Source organism: Pseudoxanthomonas sp. UTMC 1351 (assembly GCF_040948865.1).
In the GTDB taxonomy this organism is placed as follows: domain Bacteria; phylum Pseudomonadota; class Gammaproteobacteria; order Xanthomonadales; family Xanthomonadaceae; genus Pseudoxanthomonas_A.
The window spans coordinates 1-17,441 of sequence record NZ_JAVGJT010000005.1 but is presented as its reverse complement, the minus strand read 5'-3'; the positions used below and the strand labels follow the sequence as shown (position 1 = coordinate 17,441).

General features: G+C 62.2%; 19 protein-coding genes and 1 tRNA gene. 16 read left to right on the top strand and 4 right to left on the bottom strand.

What is annotated here, in order from left to right; all coding sequences use genetic code 11:
- Position 1: 1 nt before the first annotated feature.
- Positions 2–778 (top strand): N-formylglutamate deformylase, encoded by a 777-nt coding sequence (gene hutG, locus AB6O04_RS03110; RefSeq protein ID WP_368562239.1) that lies wholly within the window; start codon positions 2–4, stop codon positions 776–778.
- A gap of 153 nt (positions 779–931) precedes the next feature.
- Here hutG and AB6O04_RS03105 read toward each other — a convergent pair whose 3' ends face one another.
- The 3 genes from AB6O04_RS03105 to parE all read right to left on the bottom strand — a co-directional run bounded on the left by AB6O04_RS03105 (position 932) and on the right by parE (position 4,255).
- The gene (locus AB6O04_RS03105; RefSeq protein ID WP_368562238.1) at positions 932–2,056 is read right to left on the bottom strand and encodes a carboxylate-amine ligase; all 1,125 of its coding nucleotides are present in this window, start codon (positions 2,054–2,056) and stop codon (positions 932–934) included.
- A 112-nt stretch (positions 2,057–2,168) separates the two neighbouring features.
- Positions 2,169–2,257, bottom strand: a tRNA-Gly gene (locus tag AB6O04_RS03100).
- Positions 2,258–2,365: 108 nt separating this feature from the next.
- Positions 2,366–4,255, bottom strand: a complete 1,890-nt coding sequence (parE, locus tag AB6O04_RS03095) for a DNA topoisomerase IV subunit B (protein WP_368562237.1) — start codon at positions 4,253–4,255, stop codon at positions 2,366–2,368.
- 204 nt (positions 4,256–4,459) lie between these two features.
- Between parE and AB6O04_RS03090 the strand changes: the two genes are divergently transcribed.
- From AB6O04_RS03090 to AB6O04_RS03045, 10 genes are all read left to right on the top strand, one after another.
- Complete coding sequence (locus AB6O04_RS03090; RefSeq protein WP_368562236.1) at positions 4,460–4,717, top strand: hypothetical protein; 258 nt, start codon at positions 4,460–4,462, stop codon at positions 4,715–4,717.
- 146 nt (positions 4,718–4,863) lie between these two features.
- Positions 4,864–6,525, top strand: a complete 1,662-nt coding sequence (locus AB6O04_RS03085; RefSeq protein WP_368562235.1) for a CTP synthase — start codon at positions 4,864–4,866, stop codon at positions 6,523–6,525.
- Between the two features lie 159 nt (positions 6,526–6,684).
- Complete coding sequence (gene kdsA, locus AB6O04_RS03080) at positions 6,685–7,518, top strand: 3-deoxy-8-phosphooctulonate synthase (RefSeq protein WP_368562234.1); 834 nt, start codon at positions 6,685–6,687, stop codon at positions 7,516–7,518.
- A 3-nt stretch (positions 7,519–7,521) separates the two neighbouring features.
- The gene (locus AB6O04_RS03075) at positions 7,522–8,055 is read left to right on the top strand and encodes a hypothetical protein (protein ID WP_368562233.1); all 534 of its coding nucleotides are present in this window, start codon (positions 7,522–7,524) and stop codon (positions 8,053–8,055) included.
- Between the two features lie 290 nt (positions 8,056–8,345).
- Positions 8,346–9,629: a phosphopyruvate hydratase gene (gene eno / locus AB6O04_RS03070; RefSeq protein WP_368562232.1), complete on the top strand. Its 1,284-nt coding sequence runs from the start codon at positions 8,346–8,348 to the stop codon at positions 9,627–9,629.
- Positions 9,630–9,640: 11 nt separating this feature from the next.
- Entirely contained in the window at positions 9,641–9,982 is a 342-nt protein-coding gene (gene ftsB, locus AB6O04_RS03065; protein WP_368562231.1) for a cell division protein FtsB, read from the top strand.
- Positions 9,982–10,674 (top strand): 2-C-methyl-D-erythritol 4-phosphate cytidylyltransferase, encoded by a 693-nt coding sequence (gene ispD / locus AB6O04_RS03060; RefSeq protein WP_368562230.1) that lies wholly within the window; start codon positions 9,982–9,984, stop codon positions 10,672–10,674. The genes ftsB and ispD overlap by 1 nt, the downstream gene beginning before the upstream one ends.
- Before the next feature lie 156 nt (positions 10,675–10,830).
- Entirely contained in the window at positions 10,831–11,322 is a 492-nt protein-coding gene (ispF, locus tag AB6O04_RS03055; protein ID WP_368562229.1) for a 2-C-methyl-D-erythritol 2,4-cyclodiphosphate synthase, read from the top strand.
- Positions 11,319–12,350 (top strand): tRNA pseudouridine(13) synthase TruD, encoded by a 1,032-nt coding sequence (gene truD, locus AB6O04_RS03050; protein ID WP_368562228.1) that lies wholly within the window; start codon positions 11,319–11,321, stop codon positions 12,348–12,350. Before ispF ends, truD begins: the two co-directional genes overlap by 4 nt.
- A 289-nt stretch (positions 12,351–12,639) precedes the next feature.
- Positions 12,640–12,867: a hypothetical protein gene (locus AB6O04_RS03045; protein WP_368562227.1), complete on the top strand. Its 228-nt coding sequence runs from the start codon at positions 12,640–12,642 to the stop codon at positions 12,865–12,867.
- A gap of 67 nt (positions 12,868–12,934) precedes the next feature.
- Here the strand turns inward: AB6O04_RS03045 and AB6O04_RS03040 are convergent, their stop codons facing one another.
- Entirely contained in the window at positions 12,935–13,489 is a 555-nt protein-coding gene (locus AB6O04_RS03040) for a Smr/MutS family protein (protein WP_368562226.1), read from the bottom strand.
- Positions 13,490–13,609: 120 nt separating this feature from the next.
- Between AB6O04_RS03040 and surE the strand changes: the two genes are divergently transcribed.
- The 5 genes from surE to AB6O04_RS03015 form a co-directional block, all read left to right on the top strand.
- Positions 13,610–14,389, top strand: a complete 780-nt coding sequence (surE, locus tag AB6O04_RS03035; RefSeq protein ID WP_368562225.1) for a 5'/3'-nucleotidase SurE — start codon at positions 13,610–13,612, stop codon at positions 14,387–14,389.
- Positions 14,386–15,078: a protein-L-isoaspartate(D-aspartate) O-methyltransferase gene (locus tag AB6O04_RS03030; RefSeq protein ID WP_368562224.1), complete on the top strand. Its 693-nt coding sequence runs from the start codon at positions 14,386–14,388 to the stop codon at positions 15,076–15,078. The genes surE and AB6O04_RS03030 overlap by 4 nt, the downstream gene beginning before the upstream one ends.
- Before the next feature lie 5 nt (positions 15,079–15,083).
- Entirely contained in the window at positions 15,084–15,737 is a 654-nt protein-coding gene (locus AB6O04_RS03025; RefSeq protein ID WP_368562222.1) for an exopolysaccharide biosynthesis protein, read from the top strand.
- Positions 15,738–15,823: 86 nt separating this feature from the next.
- Positions 15,824–16,546, top strand: a complete 723-nt coding sequence (locus AB6O04_RS03020; RefSeq protein WP_368562464.1) for a peptidoglycan DD-metalloendopeptidase family protein — start codon at positions 15,824–15,826, stop codon at positions 16,544–16,546.
- 120 nt (positions 16,547–16,666) lie between these two features.
- Positions 16,667–17,441: endonuclease/exonuclease/phosphatase family protein (locus tag AB6O04_RS03015; protein ID WP_368562221.1), on the top strand; the 775-nt coding region annotated here is incomplete at its 3' end.

The window sequence follows — 17,441 nt, the reverse complement described above, 5'->3', positions numbered from 1 at the left end:
AATGGATATCTTTACTCTGCACCGGGGTTCGGCACCCCTGCTGATCAGCCTCCCGCACAACGGCACTGCATTGCCCGACGATGTCGCGGACCGTCTTACCGGTACCGCAAAGCGCGTTCCCGATACCGATTGGCATGTCGCGCGACTGTACGATTTCGCACGCGTCCTGGGCGCTTCGATCCTGGTCCCGCATTATTCGCGTTATGTGGTCGACCTTAATCGTCCGGAAGACGATGTTTCGCTTTATCCCGGACAGAACACCACTGGCCTGTGCCCAATCGTGCAATTCACTGGCGAGCCTGTATATCGCGACGGGCAGCAACCGACGCCGGACGAGATCACCGCGCGCGTCGATCGCTACTGGCGTCCTTATCATCAGGCGCTCACCGAAGAGATCGCCCGCATTCGTGCGGCGCATGGCCGCGTGGTGCTATGGGAGGGCCATTCCATCCGCAGCGTGGTGCCGTTCCTGTTTGAAGGACGATTGCCCGATTTCAATCTGGGCACCGCGGGAGGCATCAGTTGTTCGCCGGCATTGCGGCAGCGCCTGGTACAGGCTTTGGAAACGCAGGCGGACTGCAGCTTCATCGTGGATGGACGTTTTCGCGGTGGCTACATCACCCGCCACTACAGCGACGTCGCCGCGGGCGTGGAAACCGTGCAACTGGAACTGGCGCAGTTGAACTACATGGATGAAGACAGTTTCGAGTACTTGCCGCAACGTGCGGAAAAGACGCAGGGGCTGATTCGCCAGTTGCTGGAGCTCACTCTGTCATGACCGCCGAATCATGAAGCGGCACGGTAATGAGTGGAGCGGGGTCTCGCGGCAAAGACGTAGCGTGCGCTGTGCGCACGTTGACGGAGTGCGTGAAGGCGCCCGTGCGCACAGCGCACGCTACGACAGTGTCGAAGTGCGGCGCCATCAAGAAAATCAAACCGCGACGCTGGCCTCCGCCAGCCAATCGACTACCGCCTGCAATGCCTCGGTGCGGTTCCTTCCCAGCATGCGTTGTTCACGGTAGAGCGCCAGTTGCCGATGTGCGCTGCTGCCTTCGGCCATGATCGTCCACAGCCGTTCTATTTGTGACCCGCACTCCAGTGCCTGGATGTCGTCCGCCAGTGCATCCAAAGTGCTGCGCAGTGTTTCCCGTACCGAGACCAGCCGGTTGCTGGACAGGTCGATCAGGCCTGCATCAAACCCATAGCGCTGCGCGCGCCACAGGTTCTCGTCGATGACGGCTTGGCCTCCGGCGTCCAACGAACGGTGTAGGTCGGGGTGGCGCTCAAGGTGCCGAACCAGGCAGCGGAACAACTGCGCGATCGCCAAAGCGTCCCGTAGGTCCGTACAGCAGTCGGTGACGCGCAGTTCGATAGTGGGAAACGCCAACGAGGGACGTAGCGCCCACCATAGGAAACTCGCGTTCTTGATCGCGCCTCCCTGCGTGAGGCGTTGCACATATTTGTTGTACTCGCCCTCGCTATGGAAAAGCGGCGGCAGTCCGGAGCGCGGGATTTCCTGATACGCCGTCTGCCGGTACCCCATCAGACCGGTGGGGTGGCCCATCCAGAACGGCGAGGACGTGCTGAATGCCAGCAGCAGCGGCAGGAATGGCTGCAATCGGCTGAGTAGACTGATGCGCGATGCTTGTTGCTCAGGCTGCACATGCACATGCAAGCCGCACAGCAGGTTGCGTTGTCCGAGCATCTGCAATTCGTCCATGACTTGGTCGTAATGCGGCTTGTCGGTGCTGCGCTGGCCGCGCCAGAAACCTAACGGGTGAGTGCCGGCGGCGATGATGGCCAAGCCGTGGCGGCCCGCGATCTCGCCCAGTCTGCCGCGCATCTCGGTGAGGTCGGCCAGCGCCTCGCTGGGCGAGTGGTGCACCGTGGTCTGCACTTCGACCTGGGTCTGCAGCATTTCGCTACCGAACCGTTCGCCGAGTGTCCGCACGCATTCGTCAAAAAAGGCCCGCGGCATATGGCGAAGCCGCCGCGCGTTGCGGCGGATCAGGAAATATTCTTCCTCGATGCCGAAGGTGTAGGGATGATCCTGCATCCGTTCTCCCAACGCGGTAGCGCGATTTCGTTTATCGCATTGGGCTGGTGAATGATTCGTTGAACGGGCTGTGACAGGGCCGGTGCCTGATTGGCTTATCTTATGAGCCGGGTGCCGACGGCAGGGATTGAACCTGCACCCGCACCGGAAATCCGATGGGGACTACTGTGGCAGTACGTCTACCTATCCCTTCACGTCGGCAAAGAATCCCTGCGCCCAGAAGATTCGTAGGATGGGTCGAGCGCAGCGACACCCATCTACCGGACGGATTGATGGGTGTCGCTGCGCTCGACCAATCTTACGGGCTGATCAGACTTCCAACGAAGCCAGATCGCCCTTGTTCTCCAACCAGGCCTTGCGGTCTCCCGCGCGCTTTTTCGCCAGCAGCATGTCCATCAAGGACCGCGTTTCGGCGACGTCGTCCACCGTCAACTGCACCAACCGCCGCGTGTCCGGATGGATGGTGGATTCGCGCAGCTGTGGTGCGTTCATTTCGCCGAGGCCTTTGAAGCGGGTGACGTTAATCGCGCCACGGATCTTTTCGCGCTCGATCTTGTCCAGCAGCACGCGCTTCTCTTCTTCATCCAGCGCGTAGAACACCTGCTTGCCTACGTCCACACGGAACAGCGGCGGCATGGCGACGAAGACATGGCCGGCATCGACCAGTGCAGGGAAGTGGCGCAGGAAAAGCGCGGTGAGCAATGTCGCGATGTGCAGGCCATCAGAGTCGGCGTCGGCCAGGATGATGACCTTGCCGTAGCGCAGGCCGGTGATGTCGTCCTTGCCTGGATCGCAGCCGATCGCCACCGCCAGGTCGTGCACTTCGGTTGATGCCAGCACGCCGGTCGAAGCGACTTCCCAGGTGTTCAGGATCTTGCCGCGCAGCGGAAGAATGGCCTGAAAGTCTTTGTCGCGCGCCTGCTTGGCGCTGCCACCGGCCGAGTCGCCTTCCACCAGGAACAGTTCGGTGCGGGAAAGATCCTGGCTGATGCAGTCGGCCAGCTTGCCGGGCAGGGCGGGGCCTTGAGTGACCTTCTTGCGGACGATCTGCTTTTCCGTCTTCAGGCGAGCGCTGGCGCGATCGATGGCGATCTGCGCGATCTTCTCGCCGGTTTCGACGTGCTGGTTCAACCATAGCGAAAACGCATCGTGCGCGGCACCTTCGATAAAGCCAGCCGCTTGGCGCGAACTCAGACGCTCTTTGGTCTGTCCGCTGAATTGCGGATCGGTCAGCTTCAGCGACAATACGAACGCTACGCGGTCCCAGACATCTTCCGGCGCCAGCTTGACGCCACGCGGCAGCAGATTGCGGAAGTCGCAGAACTCGCGCAACGCGTCGGTCAGGCCACTGCGCAATCCGTTGACGTGGGTGCCGTGCTGAGCGGTGGGGATCAGATTGACGTAGCTTTCCTGCACCAACTCGCCTTCCGGGACCCAGGCCACCGCCCAGTCGACGATCTCCATGTCCTTCTTTACATGGCCGACGAACAACTCTGGCGGCAGCAGTTCGCGGCCCTGCATTTCGCCCTTCAGGTAGTCGCGTAGACCATCCTCATAACGCCACGAATCGCGCTCGCCGGTGGCCTCGTCGAACAGGCTGACATTCAGGCCGGGGCAGAGCACCGCCTTGGCACGCAGCAAGTGGCGCAGGGCGCGCACATTGAATTTAGGTGTATCGAAGTATTTCGGGTCGGCCCAGAAACGCAGGCGGGTGCCGGTGTTCTTCTTGCCGACGGTGCCGACGGTTTCCAGCTTGGACGCCGCATCACCATCGCGGAACTCCATGCGGTATTCGTTGCCGTCTCGCTTGATGAAGAGCTCCACCTTCTTCGACAACGCGTTGACCACACTGACACCCACGCCGTGCAAGCCGCCGCTGAAGGTGTAGTTGCGGTTGTTGAACTTGCCGCCGGCGTGCAGGCGGGTGAGGATCAGTTCGACGCCGGGAATCTTCTCTTCCGGATGGATGTCCACCGGCATGCCGCGGCCGTCATCGCTCACTTCGCAGCTGCCGTCCTTGAACAGTGTCACCTCGATCTCGCGGGCATGGCCGGCCAAGGCTTCGTCCACGGCGTTGTCGATCACTTCCTGCGCCAGATGGTTGGGGCGCGTGGTGTCGGTGTACATGCCAGGGCGGCGTTTGACCGGGTCCAGGCCAGAGAGGACTTCGATATCGGCGGCGTTGTAGCGGCTACTCATAAGTTTGTTTCGTTTCTCGGATCACTGGACGTATGCGGCTTCCGGGACGGCGAGCATGGGCGGCTGCGACCGGCGCGGAAGTGTGCGGCTTGGCGGCGTTTTTTGCACGTTCACCGGCAAGTTGGGCGGGGAGGGCTAAAGTCATCGAACTTTAGACGGGCCGCGTCTGCCCAGCTGAGATTCCGCGTCACCGGAGAATGCCGAATGAAACTGCGAAATATCCTGTTGCTCACCACCGCCATTACTGCCGCGCTTGCCGCGACGGCGAGCTTTGCTCAATCGCGCACCGGTGCCGGAGCCCAAAGCGGCGACCAGAAGTCGCAATCCAGTGACTCCGAGGCCGATATGAAAGCCAAGCGCCGCGCCGCCAATGAAGCCGCGGCAGCGGCGCGCGCCAAGAAGCAGGGCGAGGAGGGCAAGAAGTCCGGCCCGCAGGAAGAGGAAGAAGAGCGCAAGCCTTGATTCACGTCTTTATCTTCTGCTGAAACCCTTGCCGCACAAGGCCTTCCAGGCACCGCGGCGACAGTTGGCGCCCCGCTTCGGCGGGGCGTCGTGCTTTGAGAAACCCGGCCTTGCCGGTAGACTATGGCTTTCCGGAGCCCTGCCAAATGACTCCCCTCATTTTCGTTACCGGCGGCGTCGTGTCCTCGCTAGGCAAGGGTATTGCCGCCGCTTCGCTTGCGTCCATCCTGGAAGCACGTGGCCTGACGGTCACCATGATGAAGCTGGACCCTTATATCAACGTGGACCCGGGCACGATGAGCCCGTTCCAGCACGGTGAGGTGTACGTCACCGACGACGGCGCCGAAACCGATCTGGATCTGGGCCATTACGAACGCTTCGTCCGCACCCGGCTGTCGCGCAAGAACTCCATCACCACCGGCCGCATCTACGAGAACGTCATCCGCAAGGAGCGTCGTGGCGACTATCTCGGCGCCACCGTGCAGGTGATCCCGCACATCACCGACGAAATCCGCCGCTGTATCGACGAAGCCACCGAAGGCTTCGATGTGGCGCTGGTGGAAATCGGCGGCACGGTGGGCGATATCGAGTCGCTGCCTTTCCTGGAAGCCATCCGCCAGATCCGCACTGAACGCGGTCCGGAAAAGGCACTGTTCATGCACCTGACGCTGGTGCCTTATGTTGCCGCGGCCGGAGAGCTGAAGACCAAGCCCACTCAGCATTCGGTCAAGGAGCTGCGTTCGATCGGTATCCAGCCCGACGTGTTGCTGTGCCGTTCCGAGCAGGTCATTCCCGATTCCGAACGCCGCAAGATTTCGCTGTTCACCAACGTGCCCGAGCGCGCGGTCATCAGCGTCCCCGACGTGGACGTGCTGTACAAGATTCCGTTGAGCCTGCATGACCAGGGCCTGGACGACATCGCCATCCGCCAGCTGCGCCTGGAAGTGACCAAGCCGGCAAATCTTTCCGAATGGGAAGCGGCCGTCGACGCCACGCTCAACCCGCTGGACGAAGTGACCATCGCCGTCGTCGGCAAGTATGTCGACCACCAGGACGCCTACAAATCCGTCGGTGAAGCGCTGAAGCACGGCGGCCTGCGCCAGCGCACACGGGTCAACCTGAAGTGGATCGAAGCGCAGGAGCTGGAAGGTACCGATATGTCGGTGTTGCAGGGTGTGGATGGCATCCTGGTGCCGGGCGGGTTCGGTGACCGCGGCTTCGAAGGCAAAGTGCTTACCTCGCAGTTCGCGCGGGAACATCATGTGCCGTATTTCGGCATCTGTTACGGCATGCAGGCCGCCGTGGTCGACTATGCCCGGCACGTGGCTGGCCTGACCGGCGCCAACAGCACCGAGAACGACAAGCAATCCCCGCACCCGGTCATCGGCCTGATTACCGAATGGCGCACCGCCAGCGGCGACGTGGAAAAGCGCGACGAGAAATCCGACCTGGGCGGCACCATGCGCCTGGGCCTGCAGGAAGCGCGTCTGAAACCGGGCGCACTGGCGCGCGAGCTGTATGGCAAGGACGTGGTGTCAGAACGCCATCGCCACCGTTACGAGTTCAACAACCGCTACCGCACTCAGCTGGAAGATGCCGGCCTGGTGATCTCCGCCAAGTCGATGGACGACCTGCTGGTGGAGATGGTCGAACTGCCGCGCAGTCAGCACCCATGGTTCCTGGCCTGCCAGGCGCATCCGGAATTCCTGTCTACCCCTCGCGATGGCCACCCGCTGTTCGTCGGCTTCATCCGCGCTGCGCGCGAAAAAAAGGCTGGCGGCAAGTTGTTGAAGGAAGCGCGGGCGTGAACAAACCCGCGCTGTCCCCTTCTCCCTCCATGAGAAGGTGCCCCGAAGGGGCGGATGAGGGTCCGGCGACAACATGACGCCTGCCCCATCCGGACTTCGCCGTACCCTCACCCCAACCCCTCTCCCGGCGGGAGAGGGGCACCACCAGTTGGAGTCTCAATGAAACTCTGCGGTTTCGAAGTTGGTCTGGATCAGCCCTTGTTCCTGATCGCCGGTCCCTGTGTGATCGAGTCGATGCAGTTGCAGCTCGACGTCGCTGGCCGTTTGAAAGAAATCACCGGCAAGCTGGGGATGAACTTCATCTTCAAATCCAGCTTCGATAAGGCCAATCGCACCTCCGGCACCAGTTTCCGTGGTCCTGGGATGGAAGAAGGCCTGAAAGTGCTGGCCGAGGTGAAGAAGCAGATCGGCGTACCGGTGCTGACCGACGTGCACGAATACACGCCGATGGATGAAGTCGCGGCAGTGGTGGATGTGCTGCAGACGCCGGCCTTCCTGGTGCGGCAGACCGACTTCATCAAGAAGGTTTGCGCGGCCGGCAAACCCGTCAATATCAAGAAGGGCCAGTTCTTGTCCCCTTGGGACATGAAGCCGGTCGTCGAGAAGGCCAAGTCCACCGGCAATCAGGCCATCATGGTCTGCGAGCGCGGTGCGAGCTTCGGCTACAACAATCTGGTCAGCGATATGCGCAGCCTCAGCGTGATGCGCGAGACGAACTGCCCGGTGGTGTTCGATGCCACGCATTCGGTGCAGCTGCCGGGCGGGCAGGGCACCAGCTCCGGCGGCCAGCGTGAGTTCGTGCCGGTGCTGGCACGCGCGGCAGTGGCTGTGGGCGTGGCCGGCCTATTTGCCGAAACCCATCCGGACCCCGCCAAGGCGCTGTCCGATGGTCCCAATGCCTGGCCCCTGGACAAGATGGAAGCGCTGCTGGAAACCTTGCTGGCGCTGGATTCGATCACGAAGAAGAATGGGTTCTTGGAGCAGCAGGTCTGACGTATGGCTGCTGTCTCGTGTGCACGGCGGTCGATGGGGGCGCTCAGCGTCGTGATCGCTGTTGCGCTTGCAGTCTGCGCTGTAGATGCTGACGCTTGTTCGATAGGCTCGGGCATTCGCGAGCAAGACCTGAAGCGGTCCTACGAATCCAGCGATGAAGTATTCGTTGCCCGCTTAACTTCGTATCGCGTGGTCGCGCCGCCCGCAGGCGGGAAATACATGTTGCGTCAGCTGGACTACGAGCTGATCGAAGCCGTCAAAGGCCAGCCCGCGTCGTACGGCGTCCTGACAGAATTTGATCCTTACGCGCCATTGCCTGGTAATCCGCCAGGAATTGCCTGCGGGCCTTGGTTGATTAGTCCCCATAGCGAGGGCGCTATCGCACTCGTCATGACCCGTGCTTATTCTCAGGGCGGGTTGGACTATGTGGGCATCGATCCATTTTCAAGCCGATTGGATCCGACGGCGGGCTCCGCTGACGACGACCTGGAGCTGATCCTGCGAATTCATCAGCAAAGCCAAGGTATTGGTCCTTGAACCGCGACGTCACGAGCAGAATCCTGCGTGCCCAGGCAGCGGGCTGCGCGGTGCCATTTTGCTTTCGCACTAGCTACTTGTCGGCCTTTCGCCGCTATGCACTGCCCACTCATTTCTGATCCACCCGGATAACGTGAGAAAACCGCGCTAATCTTTACACTCAGGAAACCTTCATCGGATGGATTGGTATTGGACTGGATCGATCCCGAATTGATTCGGCCCGATCCAGATAGCCACCCATGCCGATGAAGTGCCGACCGTCTTCATCTCATGAGCCAAGACCACCCACCATGACCAACATCGCCAAGATCCACGCCCGTGAAATCCTCGACAGCCGCGGTAATCCCACCCTCGAAGCCGAGGTCACGCTGGGAGATGGCTCCTTTGGTCGCGCCATGGTGCCGTCAGGCGCCTCCACCGGTGCCAAGGAAGCCGTGGAACTTCGCGATGGCGACAAGACCCGCTACTTGGGCAAGGGCGTGCGCAACGCGGTGGCCAACGTCAACGGTCCTATCGCCAACGCGCTGAAGGATTTCGACGCCAATGACCAGGAGGGGCTGGACCGCCGGCTGATCGATCTGGACGGCACCGAAAACAAGGGCCGCCTGGGAGCCAACGCGCTGCTGGGCGTTTCGCTGGCCAATGCGCATGCGGTGGCCGCCTCCCGCAAGATTCCGCTGTGGCAGCACCTGTCCACCGGCAAGGTCACGCTGCCGGTGGCGATGATGAACATCATCAATGGCGGCGCGCATGCCGACAACAACGTGGACTTCCAGGAGTTCATGGTGCTGCCAGTCGGATTCGACTCGTTCGCCGAATCGCTGCGCGCCGGCACCGAGATATTCCATTCGCTGAAATCGGTGCTGAAGGGTCATGGCCTGAGCACGGCGGTGGGCGACGAAGGCGGCTTCGCACCGGACTTCCGCAGCAACGTGGAAGCGCTGGATACGATTCTGGAAGCCATCGGCAAGGCCGGCTACACCGCGGGCGAAGACGTCCTGCTGGGCCTGGATGTGGCTTCCAGCGAGTTCTACGACAACGGCAAGTACCACTTGGTGGGCGAAGGCAAGCGCCTGACCAGCGAGCAGTTCGTCGATTTCCTGGCCGACTGGTCCGCGCAGTACCCCATCATCACCATTGAAGACGGCTTGGCGGAGGACGACTGGGCCGGCTGGAAGCTGCTGACCGAGCGCATCGGACACAAGGTGCAGCTGGTCGGCGATGACCTGTTTGTCACCAACCCCAAGATCTTCAAGGAAGGCATCGAGTCCGGCACCGCCAACGCCATCCTGATCAAGGTCAATCAGATCGGTACGCTCAGCGAGACCTTGGAAGCCATCGCCATGGCGCACCGGGCCAACTACGCTGCCGTCGTGTCGCATCGTTCCGGCGAAACCGAAGACACCACCATCGCCGACATCGCGGTGGCAACGACGGCTACCCAGATCAAGACCGGCTCGCTGTGCCGCAGCGATCGCGTGGCCAAGTACAACCAGTTGCTGCGTATCGAAGAAGCGCTGGGCAGCGCGGCTCAGTACGCCGGCCGTCAAGCTTTCGTATCGCTGAAGCGTTAACAGGTCCTGCCGTGCGGGGACTCCGCTGGGTACTGCTGGTGCTGGTACTGCTGCTGGGATGGCTGCAGTACCGGTTCTGGTTCAGTGCCGCCAGCTCGGGCCAAGTGGTCGCGTTGGAGAATCAGGTCGCCCACCAGAAGCGCGAGAACGCCGGCTTGCAGGAGCGCAACGACGCACTGGCCGCGGAAGTCGAGGATCTGAAGTCCGGCGAAGCGGCGGTGGAAGAACGTGCCCGCAGTGAGTTGGGAATGATCAAGCCGGGCGAGAAGTTCTACCGGGTAGTCGAGCCCGTCTCGTCCATACCACCGCCGGCTGACGACAATGCTTCGGAATCCGAGGCGGAGACGCCCTGATGCCCATCTGGGTGGTGATTCCGGCGGCCGGACGGGGACTGCGCTTTGGTGGCGAAACTCCCAAGCAGTATCTGCATGCTGGCGGCAAGCCACTGATCGCGTATGCGTTGTCCGCATTGCTGGCGCATCCGGCGGTGGAAGGCGCGGTAGTGGCGATTTCCGAAAACGACGCCGACTGGCCGGGCTGGACGCAATACGGAGGTAAGCCGGTTCTGACCTGCATCGGGGGCGCCACGCGTGCGCAATCGGTGCTGGCTGGTTTGAAGGCATTGCCCGACAACGTGCGTTCTGACGACTTCGTGCTGGTGCATGACGCGGCGCGCCCCAACCTTTCCGCGGCCGATCTGGAGCAGTTGCTGGAGCGCGGGCGCAACGATCCGGTGGGTGCGATCCTGGCCGCTCCGGTACGCGACACGCTCAAGCGTGCCGGCGATGACGGCGGTATCGATGGAACCGAACCCCGTTCACGGCTGTGGCGCGCATTCACCCCGCAATTGTTCCGCCGCCTGCAGTTGTCGCGCGCGCTGGAAACCGCCGATGCAGCAGGCGTGGAATGCACCGATGAATCCATGGCGATGGAGCGGCTGGGGTTGCGGCCGTTGCTGGTGGAAGGTTCTGAGGACAACTTCAAGGTCACTACGCCGGCGGACTTGAATCGCTTTATCTTCCTGTTGTCTCAACGCGCTTCGTAGCCATGTAGGAGCAGCCGCAGGTTGGTAGGAGCGCCGTCTCGGCGCGAGCTCTTCCCGTCGAATTGCGATAGAGGCGAAGAGTTCGCGCCGAGACGGCGCTCCTACCAGTCGACGGCCGCTCTTACATGGTTTCAGGCTATTACCGGAAATTTCGCCATGCCAGATTTTCCTTCCATTCGCATCGGCCAGGGCTTCGACGTGCATGCCTTTGGCGGAGGCGACCATGTCATGCTCGGGGGTGTCCACGTGCCGCATGATCGCGGGGTGCTGGCCCACAGCGACGGTGATGTGGTGCTGCATGCATTGTGCGACGCGATGCTGGGCGCACTGGCGCTGGGCGATATCGGCCAGCACTTCCCACCATCCGATGCGCGTTGGAAAGATGCCGATAGCCGTACGTTCCTGCGCCAGTGCAACACGTTGATTGCCGAGCGGGGTTGGCGGGTCGGCAATGCCGATGTCACCGTCATTTGCGAACGGCCCAAGGTGGGGCCCCATGCCGACGCGATGCGCAGGTTGATGGCTGAAGACATGGGTATCGACATCGGCGACATCAGCGTGAAGGCGACCACCAGCGAAAAACTTGGCTTCACCGGTCGCGGCGAAGGCATTGCGGCGCAAGCCGTGGTCTTGCTGGTGAAGGCATGAGCGACACGCTGCCTCGCGCCTTCGGCGATCCGGTCTTGAAGGCGAACATCCGCACCACGCCTGAGGATTTCCTGGTTGAGGAAATCGCCGGTTTCGAGCCGGCGGGCGAGGGTGAACATTTGCTGCTGACGGTGGAAAAGCGTGGCATGAATACCGCCTTCGCCGCCAAGCGCATCGCCGCGTGGGCCCGCTTGCCGGAACACGCCATCGGTTACGCTGGATTGAAGGATCGCCATGCGGTGACGCGCCAGCGCTTCAGCGTGCACTTGCCGAAGCGAGTGGCACCGGACACGGCGACATTGCAATCGGATGATCTCCGGGTGCTGGAAGCCACTTGGCACAACCGCAAGCTGCCGCGCGGCGCCTTGGCCGGCAATCGGTTCGTGCTGGTGCTCCGACAGGTCGAGGGAAATCAGGTGGCTATCGAAGCGCGCTTGGCTCAGATCGCCGCACGTGGCCTGCCTAATTGGTTCGGCGAGCAGCGCTTCGGCCGCGACGGCGGCAACGTCCAAGCCGCGCTCGCCATGTTCGGCGGACAGCGGGTACATCGCGATCAGCGTTCCATCCTGCTGTCGGCGGCGCGTTCTGAGTTGTTCAACCGGGTATTGGCGGCGCGTTTGGCCGACGGCAGTTGGGACAGCGGATTGGAAGGCGAAGTCTGGGCATTGAACGGCAGCCGCAGCGTGTTCGGACCGGAACCCTGGAGCGAAACCTTGGCCCAGCGGTTGGCGGCGTTCGACATTCATCCTTCCGGTCCCCTGTGGGGTGTAGGCGAGTTGCGCAGTGAGGATCATGCGGCGCAGATCGAGTTGGATGCGTTGTCAGACGCGGATGCGCTGGCTATCCGTAGTGGTCTGGAGCAAGCCGGCCTGAAACAGGAGCGCCGCGCGCTGCGGTTGCGACCGGAAGCGCTGCAGTGGGAATGGCCGGACTCTGCCACCGTGCGCCTTAGTTTCGACCTGCCGCCGGGCAGCTATGCCACTGCGGTGCTACACGAACTGGGCGAGGGCGTGTCATCCACTGGGTAGCCGCCCGCGTTGGGTCGATACGGCCGCCAGCTGGGGTTGCGTGGCGTAGCGCTTGACTGGCCGTCAGAAGGCAGGGTCAAGCCGCGCGGGCGCCGGCTGGCGGCCGTGCCGGCTCAACACGCCCTACCACCGATTGCGGCGGCATCCGGCACCGTTCGTCGGAAAGCACATAAGAGCACTGGTAGGCGGCGATGGCCGGCGTATAAGCCAAGTTGCGAGCTTGGCATTTCGGCGTTTTAGGGGTGCCAGGCGCCGCTAGGCCAACGCGAGATACAACGGAGAGATTGTCATGAAAGCATCGCTTCGCATCGCCGCCATTTCGTTCGTCGTCATGCTGCTGGGTGCCTGCGCGGGTACTCAGGAAATGACCTCGACCGGCGCACCGGCTTCCGAACCACAGGCTCAGCCTGAACTGACCAGCGACCAGCTATACATCGCCTATGTCGAGCGCATCGCCAAGCGCCGCGGTATTCACTTGACCTGGGTGAACCCGCCGAAGACGTTAGAGAAGAAGTAGCGCGTACTCTGGGCACAGCGCTCTGTAGCCTGCTTCAGAGCGGGCAGGGCTTCTTTGTTTGCCCGCTTCAACTTCTCCGCGCAAGCAACACCACTGCCGCTCCGGTTCCGCCCTGCGTGGGCGGAGCGGAGTGGAACGCCAGGACGTCGGCACGCTGGCGCAGAATCCGGTCCACCAGATTCTTCAGCACCGGCGCCTCGCGATCGGAACGTTGTCCTTTGCCATGGATGATCCGCACGCAGCCGAACTCATGATCGTGCGCCTCGGCCAGGAATCGCCGGATCAGCGATTCCGCCTGTAGAGCGGTCGCGCCATGCAGGTCCAACTCGTCCTGCACCGAGAACTGGCCGCGCTTGAGCCGCTGGAATACCCGTGCAGGTACGTTCTCACGCCGATAGCTCAATACATCGCCCGCTTCCAGCACTGCCATCTCATCCAACCCACGTTGGAATTCGCTGCGTGCGTCGAGCTCGTCCTGCTCCGCCATGCGCGCGGCGGGCTTCGGGCGTGGTTTCGCCGGTGGCGCAGGGACGTCAGCTAAAGGCTTGACGTTCCCGATGGCAGAGCGAAACAGCGCCGCGTCGTCCTTATCTTCGTCTTCGTCGCCGGGAGATCTGACCATGGCCACAGCGTAGCGGCATCGCAGTGTGACGCAAGCGCAAGAATGGAGCGGGACAGGAATGAGCAAGCGCGGAATGGAGCCGGCGCTTCCGGTATCATGGGGTGGTTTTCGAGGAACCCCATGCGCGTATTGGTCAGCAACGACGATGGCGTCGACGCCCCCGGCATCCGAATCTTGGCAGAAGGCCTGCGAGCCGCCGGCCACGAAGTATTCGTGGTCGCGCCGGACCGCGACCGTTCTGGTGCAAGCAATTCGCTGACGCTGGATCTGCCGATCCGGCTGAAGCGGATCGATCAGTACACCTGCAGCATCGCCGGCACGCCCACCGACTGCGTGCACTTGGCGCTGACCGGCATGCTGGACTTCGAACCCGATATCGTGGTGTCCGGCATCAACAATTCGGCCAACCTGGGCGATGACGTGATCTATTCGGGCACCGTGTCCGCGGCGATGGAAGGGCGCTTCCTCGGTTTGCCGGCTGTAGCGATGTCATTGGTGACACATAACCACGACCCCAAGCACTTCGAGACCGCCGCGCGCGCCGCCGTCGAGATCGTCGCGCGCCTGAAGGCCGACCCTCTACCGGCCGACACCATCCTGAACGTCAATGTGCCCGATCTGGCCTGGTCGGACGTTGCCGGTTTCGAAGTGACCCGCCTGGGCAACCGCCACCGTTCCGAGCCTTGCGTTCCACAGTCGGATCCACGCGGCCGCACGGTCTATTGGATCGGTCCCGCCGGCCCGGAACAGGACGCGGGTCCGGGCACCGATTTCCACGCCGTGCGCACCGGCAACATCTCCATCACGCCGATTCATGTGGACCTGACCCGCTACCAGGCGTTGGAAAAAGTGGCCAGCTGGGTGGACGGGCTGAGCGCGGCGCTGGAGGTTTCGGCATGACGCCGCGGTTGCGCCTGCAGCCGGAAGCTGTCGGCGTTGGCATGACATCGCAACGCGTCCGAGACCGTCTGGTTGAGCGCCTTCGTGACGGTACCGCCAACGGCGCGGGTATCCGCGATGAGCGAGTGCTCAATGCCATTCGCACCGTGCCGCGTCATTTGTTTGTCGACGAGGCGCTGGCCACCCGCGCTTACGAAGATACGGCGCTGCCGATAGGCCACAGCCAGACCATCTCGCAGCCATGGGTGGTCGCGCGCATGACCGAGGCACTGCTGCTGAATTCGCCGAAGAAAGTGCTGGAGATCGGCACCGGCTCAGGCTACCAGGCCGCTGTGCTGGCTGCGCTGGGGCTGGAGGTCTACACGGTCGAGCGGATTGGCGATCTGCTGCGGCAGGCACGCAAGCGCTTGCGCCAGTTGGGCATGAATGTGCGCAGCAAACACGATGACGGCCGCATCGGGTGGCCGGAGCACGCGCCTTACGACGGCATTCTGGTGACGGCTGCCGCACCGGCGCTGGTGAGCGTATTGGTCGAGCAATTAGCAGTAGGTGGCAATCTCATCGCTCCCGTGGGTGGCGCGTCTTCGCAGTCGTTGATCATGCTGAGCAAGCAAGCCGACGGCTCGGTGACCGAAACCACGCTGGCGCCAGTGGTGTTCGTTCCCTTGCTGTCGGGCACGTTGGATTGAGCCCGATGCCGCACCCGGATTCTCCGCGCGCCTCGAATTCCGCCGGTTCTTTGGGAGAGCAGCTGGCGGGAATCATCGAACGGCTTCCCGAAGACAAGCTGACGTTGGGCGAACTGCTGGAAACTTTCAGCGACGAAGGCATGCTGCTGCTGACGATCCTGCTGACGCTGGTGTTCCTGATTCCGGTGTCTATTCCGGGTGTCAGCACGGTGTTCGGCGCGGCGATTCTGCTGATCGGTATCAGCCGGCTGCTGAAGCGGCCGCTATGGTTGCCTGCCAAACTCCTGCACAAGCAACTGCCCGCCAGCAAGCTGCGCCCCGGTCTGAACACCGGCATGGTGTGGGTGCGGCGTATGGAAAAGATCAGCCGGCCGCATCGGTTGCGCGGCTTTGTCGATGGGCGCATGCCCGACCTACTCAACAACCTGGCTTTCATACTTGCGGCCGTGTTGCTGATGGCGCCGTTTGGATTCGTGCCATTCAGCAATACCCTGCCAGCCTTGGCATTGTTGCTATACGCCATTGGGTTCATGCAACGCGATGGCGGAGCGGTATTACTGGGGCATCTTTCCAATATCGGAACGATCATCTACTTCGGTGTACTGATCGGCGGCGGTGGAGTAGCGGCGCATGGGCTTCTGCAGCGCTTCACGGGTTGATCAGTACGCAGGCCCATAATTTCGGAGACACGACAAAACGCATGACCACGAATATCCGCTCTGGGCAATGGCTTGGTTTTCTCATCATGGGCTTTGCCTCCCTGATACTCGTGGCGTGTTCGTCCACCGTTGTGCGGGAGACTTCTTCCGGGGCTTCGCGCCCGACAGCGTCGCAGCCAAGGCCGGGTGTCACGGTGCGCGTGCAACGTGGCGACACGCTGTATGGCATCGCCTCGCGCAATGGCATCAACATGAGCGATCTGGCCAGTTGGAACGGCATTCCCGCGCCTTACACCATCTATCCCGGGCAGACCATCAAACTGTATCCCGGGACCGGTTCGACTTCATCGTCGACGCGTCCAGTTACTGCAACCCCGGCGCCCACTCGTCCTGCTACCCCCAAGCCTGCCGTGCCAGCACCGGCGCCCGTCAATAGCGGTATTTCGTGGCGCTGGCCGGCCGACGGACACGTCATCGGCCGTTTCGTCGCCAACGACGCCACCAAGCAAGGCGTCGATATTGCCGGTAGCAGCGGCCAGTCGGTGCGTGCCGCTGCGGATGGAGTCGTGGTTTATTCGGGCGCGGGGTTGGTCGGCTATGGCGAGTTGATCATCGTCAAGCACAGCGAGGCCTGGTTGTCCGCGTACGGCCACAACCGCAAGCGGCTGGTCAACGAAGGGCAGAACGTCAAAGCCGGCCAGCAGATCGCCGAAATGGGTAGCAGCGGCGCGTCTCGGGAAATGCTGCACTTCGAAATCCGCTACAACGGCAAGCCGGTGGATCCGCAGCAGTATCTTCCCAGGCGCTGAGCACCATCTGTTCGTGAGTTCGTATTCGAAGGTTCGCTTGTGCCGAAATCTCGTGTTGGATCACTGATCGCATCGGGGATCGCACTGGCTGCCTTGATGGTGCTGTCAGCATGCCAATCCATGCCCGACGCCACGTCCATCACGGCGCAAGCACCAGAGCAGGCGACTTCGCTGAGTGTCGTCAGCCTCAACCTGTGGCACGACAAGCAGGACTGGCCGAAACGGCAGAACATGATCCTGCGCGAACTGCAGGCGCTTAAGCCCGACGCGATCCTGTTGCAGGAAGTGTTGCAAGACGCGGCGCTGCCCAACCAAGCCGCCACGCTCGCGCAACGGTTGGGCTATCACTACCGCTTCTTTTCCGCGGATCCGTCGCAGCGGGCACGCCGTTACGGCAATGCCATCCTCACTCGGGTTTCCCCGCAGCAAGTGCAGGAATTCAAGGTGCTGCCGCTCAACGACTACCGTAACGTAGGCTGGGTGCGTGTCGAAGGTGCCAGCGGCCCCTTGAGCCTCTATGTCACGCATCTGAATCACGCGCCCGATGGCGGCGCTGTTCGTGCGCAGCAGGTGCGCAGTCTGTTGGAGTTCATCGGTTCTACTCGAGGCGACGCGCACTCCATATTGGCCGGGGATTTCAACACTCGCGCCGACGCACCAGAGCTACAGCCTCTAACGGCAACCTTCGTCGACGCCTATGCGGTGGCGCGCCCGAACGAAGCGGTTAATGCTCCGGAACACACCACGTTGAACACCCATTTGGGTCATCCTCCGGTACGCATCGATCATGTGTTCTTCCAGAAGGATGCATTCCGCGTTACTGAAGCGCGGATCATCTTGAACCGGCCGGATAGCGATGGCGCCTGGCCATCGGATCATTACGGAGTGTGGGTGA

Bases quoted from the DNA above. Each gene is read 5' to 3' on its own strand.
- hutG (WP_368562239.1), top strand. From the start codon at position 2: ATGGATATCTTTACTCTGCACCGGGGTTCGGCACCCCTGCTGATCAGC.
- AB6O04_RS03105 (WP_368562238.1), bottom strand. From the start codon at position 2,056: ATGCAGGATCATCCCTACACCTTCGGCATCGAGGAAGAATATTTCCTG.
- parE (WP_368562237.1), bottom strand. From the start codon at position 4,255: ATGAGTAGCCGCTACAACGCCGCCGATATCGAAGTCCTCTCTGGCCTG.
- AB6O04_RS03090 (WP_368562236.1), top strand. From the start codon at position 4,460: ATGAAACTGCGAAATATCCTGTTGCTCACCACCGCCATTACTGCCGCG.
- AB6O04_RS03085 (WP_368562235.1), top strand. From the start codon at position 4,864: ATGACTCCCCTCATTTTCGTTACCGGCGGCGTCGTGTCCTCGCTAGGC.
- kdsA (WP_368562234.1), top strand. From the start codon at position 6,685: ATGAAACTCTGCGGTTTCGAAGTTGGTCTGGATCAGCCCTTGTTCCTG.
- AB6O04_RS03075 (WP_368562233.1), top strand. From the start codon at position 7,522: ATGGCTGCTGTCTCGTGTGCACGGCGGTCGATGGGGGCGCTCAGCGTC.
- eno (WP_368562232.1), top strand. From the start codon at position 8,346: ATGACCAACATCGCCAAGATCCACGCCCGTGAAATCCTCGACAGCCGC.
- ispD (WP_368562230.1), top strand. From the start codon at position 9,982: ATGCCCATCTGGGTGGTGATTCCGGCGGCCGGACGGGGACTGCGCTTT.
- ispF (WP_368562229.1), top strand. From the start codon at position 10,831: ATGCCAGATTTTCCTTCCATTCGCATCGGCCAGGGCTTCGACGTGCAT.
- truD (WP_368562228.1), top strand. From the start codon at position 11,319: ATGAGCGACACGCTGCCTCGCGCCTTCGGCGATCCGGTCTTGAAGGCG.
- AB6O04_RS03045 (WP_368562227.1), top strand. From the start codon at position 12,640: ATGAAAGCATCGCTTCGCATCGCCGCCATTTCGTTCGTCGTCATGCTG.
- AB6O04_RS03040 (WP_368562226.1), bottom strand. From the start codon at position 13,489: ATGGTCAGATCTCCCGGCGACGAAGACGAAGATAAGGACGACGCGGCG.
- surE (WP_368562225.1), top strand. From the start codon at position 13,610: ATGCGCGTATTGGTCAGCAACGACGATGGCGTCGACGCCCCCGGCATC.
- AB6O04_RS03030 (WP_368562224.1), top strand. From the start codon at position 14,386: ATGACGCCGCGGTTGCGCCTGCAGCCGGAAGCTGTCGGCGTTGGCATG.
- AB6O04_RS03025 (WP_368562222.1), top strand. From the start codon at position 15,084: ATGCCGCACCCGGATTCTCCGCGCGCCTCGAATTCCGCCGGTTCTTTG.
- AB6O04_RS03020 (WP_368562464.1), top strand. From the start codon at position 15,824: ATGGGCTTTGCCTCCCTGATACTCGTGGCGTGTTCGTCCACCGTTGTG.